This window comes from Kitasatospora sp. NPDC093558 (assembly GCF_040683475.1).
Taxonomy (GTDB): Bacteria; Actinomycetota; Actinomycetes; order Streptomycetales; family Streptomycetaceae; genus Kitasatospora.
Map to the genome: position 1 here is coordinate 16,537 of NZ_JBFBDY010000071.1, position 5,627 is coordinate 22,163.

6 protein-coding genes are annotated in these 5,627 nt (G+C 72.2%); 3 read left to right on the plus strand and 3 right to left on the minus strand.

Going from position 1 to position 5,627, the window contains the following annotated elements:
* Positions 1–164: 164 nt before the first annotated feature.
* Complete coding sequence (locus AB0O00_RS10665; protein ID WP_363650253.1) at positions 165–977, minus strand: IclR family transcriptional regulator; 813 nt, start codon at positions 975–977, stop codon at positions 165–167.
* A 295-nt stretch (positions 978–1,272) separates the two neighbouring features.
* Here AB0O00_RS10665 and AB0O00_RS10670 point away from each other — a divergent pair, with 295 nt between their 5' ends.
* From AB0O00_RS10670 to AB0O00_RS10680, 3 genes are all read left to right on the plus strand, one after another.
* Positions 1,273–2,580, plus strand: a complete 1,308-nt coding sequence (locus tag AB0O00_RS10670; RefSeq protein ID WP_363650255.1) for an extracellular solute-binding protein — start codon at positions 1,273–1,275, stop codon at positions 2,578–2,580.
* 91 nt (positions 2,581–2,671) lie between these two features.
* Positions 2,672–3,586, plus strand: coding sequence for a sugar ABC transporter permease (locus AB0O00_RS10675; RefSeq protein WP_363650267.1), 915 nt, complete (start codon positions 2,672–2,674; stop codon positions 3,584–3,586).
* Positions 3,583–4,440: a carbohydrate ABC transporter permease gene (locus tag AB0O00_RS10680; RefSeq protein ID WP_363650257.1), complete on the plus strand. Its 858-nt coding sequence runs from the start codon at positions 3,583–3,585 to the stop codon at positions 4,438–4,440. The genes AB0O00_RS10675 and AB0O00_RS10680 overlap by 4 nt, the downstream gene beginning before the upstream one ends.
* A gap of 9 nt (positions 4,441–4,449) precedes the next feature.
* On the opposite strand, the gene AB0O00_RS10685 is transcribed toward AB0O00_RS10680, so the two are convergent.
* Together AB0O00_RS10685 and AB0O00_RS10690 are read right to left on the minus strand one after the other, a co-directional pair.
* Positions 4,450–4,791: a hypothetical protein gene (locus AB0O00_RS10685; RefSeq protein WP_363650259.1), complete on the minus strand. Its 342-nt coding sequence runs from the start codon at positions 4,789–4,791 to the stop codon at positions 4,450–4,452.
* Between the two features lie 36 nt (positions 4,792–4,827).
* On the minus strand, positions 4,828–5,574 hold the full coding sequence (locus tag AB0O00_RS10690; RefSeq protein WP_363650261.1) for a VOC family protein: 747 nt from the start codon (positions 5,572–5,574) through the stop codon (positions 4,828–4,830).
* Positions 5,575–5,627 lie beyond the last annotated feature (53 nt).

Consider the following 5,627-nt stretch of genomic DNA (forward strand, 5'->3'; position numbering starts at 1 on the left):
CAGGCGTCAGTGGTGCTACCAGAGCACGTCCTACTTTCAGTAGGGAGAGTCCGTGCGACCCGGGCCTGGCGCTCTATTGTCGGACGAGGTCCGGTGCCCATTCGGGTGCCGGGCCTTGTTCGCTTTTTTCCGGGACTTCCCGAGGTTCCGCGGCATTCCGCCGGTCACGACGGCTGGTGGTCGGAGCCCAGTTCGCGGGAGATCCGGAGGCCGGCCTGGGCGACGACCGGGCCCAGGGCGCGGACGCGGGCGGCGGTCATCCGGGACGTCAGGCCGGAGACGGACAGGGCGGCGGTGACCTCGCCGGTGTGGTCGAAGATGGGTGCGGCGACGCAGCGGACCTCGGGTTCGTTCTCGCGGTCGTCGATGGAGTAGCCGCGGGCGCGGATCCGGGCGAGGTCGGCGCGCAGGCGGGGCTCGTCGGAGATGGTCCGGGCGGTGACCGGGCGCAGGCCGGCGGCGACGACCTCGGTGACGGCCTCGTCGGGCAGCCAGGCGAGGATCGCCTTTCCCGTGGCGGTGCAGTAGGCGGGTGCGCGGCTGCCGACCCGGGAGGCCATGCGGACGTTGGTCTCGTCCTCGACTTTGTCGAGGTAGACGATCCCGGGCGCCTGCCAGACGGTCAGGTGGACGGTCTCGCCGGCCTCGCGCTGGAGCCGGCGCAGGTGTTCGGCGGCGACGCTGCGCAGGTCGAGGGTGGAGAGGTAGGCCTGGCCGAGCCGCAGTGAGCCGTGGCCGAGGCGGAACCAGCCGGTCTCCCGGTCGCGTTCCAGCAGGTGTTCGTCGAGCAGCGGGCCGGCCAGGCGCAGCACGGTGCTCTTGTTGAGGTCGAGGGCCTCGGCGAGCTGGGCGAGCGGGACGCCGCGCCCGTCGCCGTGGTCGCGGACGTGGCCGAGGACGGCGAGGGCCCGGCGCAGCGAGGAGGACTGGTTGCGTTCGGGCGCGGGCTTCCTGGGCCCTGGTCCTGGGTCCGTCATGGCTCAGAACGTACCCGTTCGCGGGCGGATCGCCGCGTTCTCGACACAACGTTGTGCAGTGCAAAACTTCGTGAACCGCCTCTTGTTGGCCGCGAGCGCCCGCGCCTAACGTCCCTGCCATCGAGCAGGCGACGGCACCCCCCGCACCCCTCGCACCGCCCCCGGCCCGTCGGATTCCGCCCTGCCGTACCCCACCCACCCACCCACCATCGGCCCCGGTCAGGGCCTGCTTCGACGTGCCCGTCCCCAGCGGCGCACGTCCCTGCGGCAGCTGTCGGGAGGGGAGGTCTCCACCATGCGATTCATCGGACGGACGGCCGCGGCCGCCGCGATCGCCGTCGGCTGCCTGGCCGCGGCCGCCTGCGCGCCGGGCACCTCGGCGCCGGTCGGCGCCGGGTCCGACGAGCGGACGGGCGCCTTGAAGGTGTGGCTGTTCAACGAGGCCGGCAACGCCGCCAAGGAGGCCGTGGTCGCCAAGGCCGTCGCCGAGTTCCAGGCCTCCCACCAGGGCGTGACCGTCGATGTCGGCTACATCGACACCGACGCCTCGGCCCGTGCCGCCAAGATGAAGGGCGCGTTCAACGACCCCGGCAGCGCCCCCGACCTGGTCGAGTTCGGCAACACCGACCTGCCGGGCTACGTCGCCGCTGGCGGCCTCGCCGACATCGGCGCCGACTTGGACAAATGGCGGGACAGGGGCGACCTCGACCCGGTGATCGCCAGGACGGCCGTCGTGGACGGGAAGACGTACGGCGTGCCGTGGTGGGTCGCGGTGCGCTCGCTGTACTACCGCACCGACCTGTTCACCGAGGCCGGGCTCGCCCCGCCCGCGTCGTACGCCGAACTCGTCGCCGCCACGCGGAAGATCCACGCCGCGCACCCCGACACCTACGGCATCGCGGTCGGCGGCAGGTACACCTACGGCGCGCTGCCGTTCGTCTGGGACGCGGGCGGTGACATCGCCGCCAAGGACGGTGCGGGCTTCAAGGCGGCGATCGACTCGCCCGCCGCGCAGGCCGGGATCAAGCGCTACACCGACCTGTTCGGCGCCGACGGCTGTCCGGCCCAGCAGTGCGCCGACCTCACCGGCGGCAAGACCGTCGACCTGTTCGCGGCGGGCAAGGCGGCGATGGCGATCCTGCCCAACTCCAGCCGCAGCAAGGTGGACGCGGGCGCGGTGAAGGGCGCGTACGGCGTGGTGCCGCTGCCCGGGGAGAAGCCGGGGTCGATCGCGCCGGCGTTCGCGGGCGGCAACAACCTCGGTGTGATGAAGGCGGCCGAACACCGCTCGCTCGCCGTCGATTTCGCGCAGCTGCTGGCCGGGCCGGCCTACCAGGAGCAGATGTACGACGCGATGGGGAACCTGCCGACGCTCAAGTCCGTCAGCGCCAAGGTCGCGGCGAAGGACCCGTTCCTGAAGCCGTTCATCGACACCATCGCGGCCGGCACCCGGTTCGTCCCGCTCGACCGGGCGTGGACGCAGATCGACGCCCAGGCGGTGATCCCGACGATGCTCCAGCAGGTCGTCACCGGCAAGGCGGACGTGGCGAAGGCCTCCGGCGACGCCGCCACCCAGATCACCTCGGCCTTCGCGGCGCACTGAGACCGGCGCACTGAGACCGGCGCACTGAGACCGGCCCGCACGCAGAGAGCAGGTCCCGCACGTGTCCGCTTCCTCCGCCACCGTTCCGGCGCTGCCGGCCGCGCCCCCGGGCGGCCGGCGGCACCGGCCCCCGCTGCTGCTGCTCCTGCCGGCGGCGGTCGTCATGATCCCGCTGGTCGCCTATCCGATCTACCAGCTCGGCCTGTTGTCCGTGCTGGACTTCGGGCAGGCGCAGGCCTCCGGCGGGGCGCCGACCTCGTTCGTGGGGCTCGGCAACTACGAGAAGGTCCTGGGCGACGGCCAGTTCTGGACGGTGCTGCTGCAGACGGTCGGCTTCGCCGCGTTCTGCGTGGCCGCCACCGTGGCCGTCGGCGCCACCTTCGCCGTCCTGCTCACCCGGGTCGGCCGGTGGCCGCGGCTGGTGCTGACCACCGCCGCGATGGCGGCCTGGGCGGCGCCCGCGATGACCGGCTCGACGGTGTGGAGCTTCCTGTTCGACACCAACCTCGGCCTGGTCAACCACACCCTGGTGCGGCTCGGGCTCACCGGCTTCCACGAGTACAACTGGTTCTACGACACGTGGTCGGCGTTCCTGATCGTCGGCGCCGTCGTGGTCTGGCACTCCTACCCGTTCGTCATGGTCACCCTCTACGCGGGCATCCGGGCGATCCCCGCGGAGGTCCTGGAGGCCGCCGCGCTGGACGGCGCGACCACCTGGACGACCTTCCGCCGGGTCACCGCCCCGATGCTGCGGCCGATCCTGACGATCGTGGTGATCCAGTCGGTGATCTGGGACTTCAAGGTCTTCACCCAGATCTACGTGATGACCGAGGGCGGCGGCATCGCCGGCCAGAACCTCGTCCTCAACGTCTACGCCTATCAGAAGGCCTTCGCCTCCTCCCAGTACGGGCTGGGCGCGGCCATCGGCGTGATCATGCTGCTGATCCTGGTGATCCCGACGGCCCTCTATATCCGCACCCTGCGGCGGACCGGGAGCGATCTGTGAACTTCCTTGCAGGTAAGCGTGGTTGGCGGCTCGTCGCGAACGGGACCGCGATCGCGGCGGCCGTCGTGACGGCGTTTCCGATCTTCTGGATGGTGCTCTCGGCGGTCAAGCCGAAGGGCGAGGTGCAGTCGCTCGACCCCAGGCCGTGGACGGCGCACCCGACGCTGGACGGCTTCCGGCGGGTGCTGGGCGTGGACGGGTTCGGGCGGTACTTCCTGAACAGCGCGGTCGTCGCGCTGTCGGTGGTGGTGCTGTCGGCGGTGGTCGTCTTCCTCGCGGCGGTCGCGGTGACGAGGTTCCGCTTCCGGTTCCGCACGACGGTCATGGTGATGTTCCTGATCGCGCAGATGATCCCGGTCGAGGCGCTGACGATCCCGCTGTTCTTCCTGTTCCGCGACGCCGGCCGGTACGTCCCGGGGGTCGGGCTGAACACCCTGGTGTCGCTGGTGCTGGTGCAGTTGGCGTTCTCGCTGCCGTTCGGGATCTGGATGATGCGCGGCTTCGTCGCCGCCGTCCCGGAGTCCATCGAGGAGGCCGCGCAGATCGACGGCGCGAGCCGGGCCCGCATCCTGTGGCGGATCCTGCTGCCGCTGGTGGCGCCGGGCCTCGCGGCGACGAGCGTGTTCTCGTTCATCGCGGCCTGGAACGACTTCGTGTTCGCCAAGACGTTCATCATCAGCGCGACCGAGAACCAGACCCTGCCGTCCGCCCTGCTGGTCTTCTTCAAGCCGGACGAGAACGACTGGGGCGGCATCATGGCGGCGTCGACGCTGATGACCGTGCCGGTGCTGGTGTTCTTCGTCGCGGTGCAGCGCAAGCTGGTGTCCGGGCTCGCGGGGGCGGTCAAGGACTGACCGCTGCGCTCAGTGATGGACGAACACGTAGGCCTCCCTTGCCAGTTGGTCCCAGTCGAGGGCGGAGGCCGGGTCGAGTGCGAGCCACTCGCGCATCGGACGGCCCTTGCCCGCGTCGAAGTGCTCGCCCTCCGCGGCGGCGACGAGTTCGTCCACGCGGGCGCGAGGGAGCTTGAGGACGAGGCGGCCGGCCGACAGCATCGCGAAGATGTGGCCGTCGGCCTTGAGCGCGTCGGAGCCGAAGCGGCGGCCGGTGCCTGGTGGTTCCGGTGGCTCCACGCCGTCCAGGTGCGTCAACTCGTCGACCAGGGAGGCGAATCGCTCCTCGGGCGTCGTCTTCTTCTTCGTCATGTCGGGCTCCACGTCATCTCGGGGCTCCTCGTCGTGTCAGGCCGCCTCCGCCGACTCGTCGGGTGGGACGGCGATCAGGGTGAACACCGCGCCGCCGTCGTCCCGGACCAGTGCCGAGCGGCCGAACGGCGTCGGCTCCGGGCCGGTGAGGACGGCGCCGCCGAGGGCGCGCACCCGGTCGGTGGCGCGGTCGGCGTCCTCGGTCGCGAACGCGGTCAGCCATGCGGCGCCCGCGCCCTCCGACGGGCCGATCCCGCCGGCCGGGAGGCCCTGGGCACGGAACACGGTGTAGCCGTCCCTCGGCCGGTCGTACGTGAAGCCGAACACCTGCCGGTAGAAGGCGCGGGCGGCGTCCGGGTCGGGGGAGAGGTGTTCGTTCCAAGTGAACGTGCCCGGCTCGTTGACCAGCCCCGCGCCGGGGACCGGCCCGCCCTGCCAGAGCCCGAACGGCGCGCCCAGCGGGTCCGTGGCCAGCGCCGCCCGGCCCTGGTCGGGCACGTCGTACGGCTCGCGCAGGAGCCGCCCGCCCGCCGCGCGGACGGCGGCGGCGCTGCGGCGGACGTCCGGGGTGGCGAGGCAGGTGAGCCAGGCGGGCGGTCCGGACGGCGGCCCGACGGCCGCGACCTGCGCGCCGTGCAGCGTGGCGACCGCCTCGCCCGGTCCGGTCGGGACGAAGTCCCAGCCGAACAGGCCGCGGTAGAAGCGCCGGGCCCGTTCGACGTCCGGCACCGCGAGCGCCACCCAGCACGGGACGCCCTCGCGGTACCTGCCCGCCTTCGGCATGCCGCCGCCTCCTGCGCTCGGGCGTGTCCCCTGTGGCCAGCGTCCACGTCCCG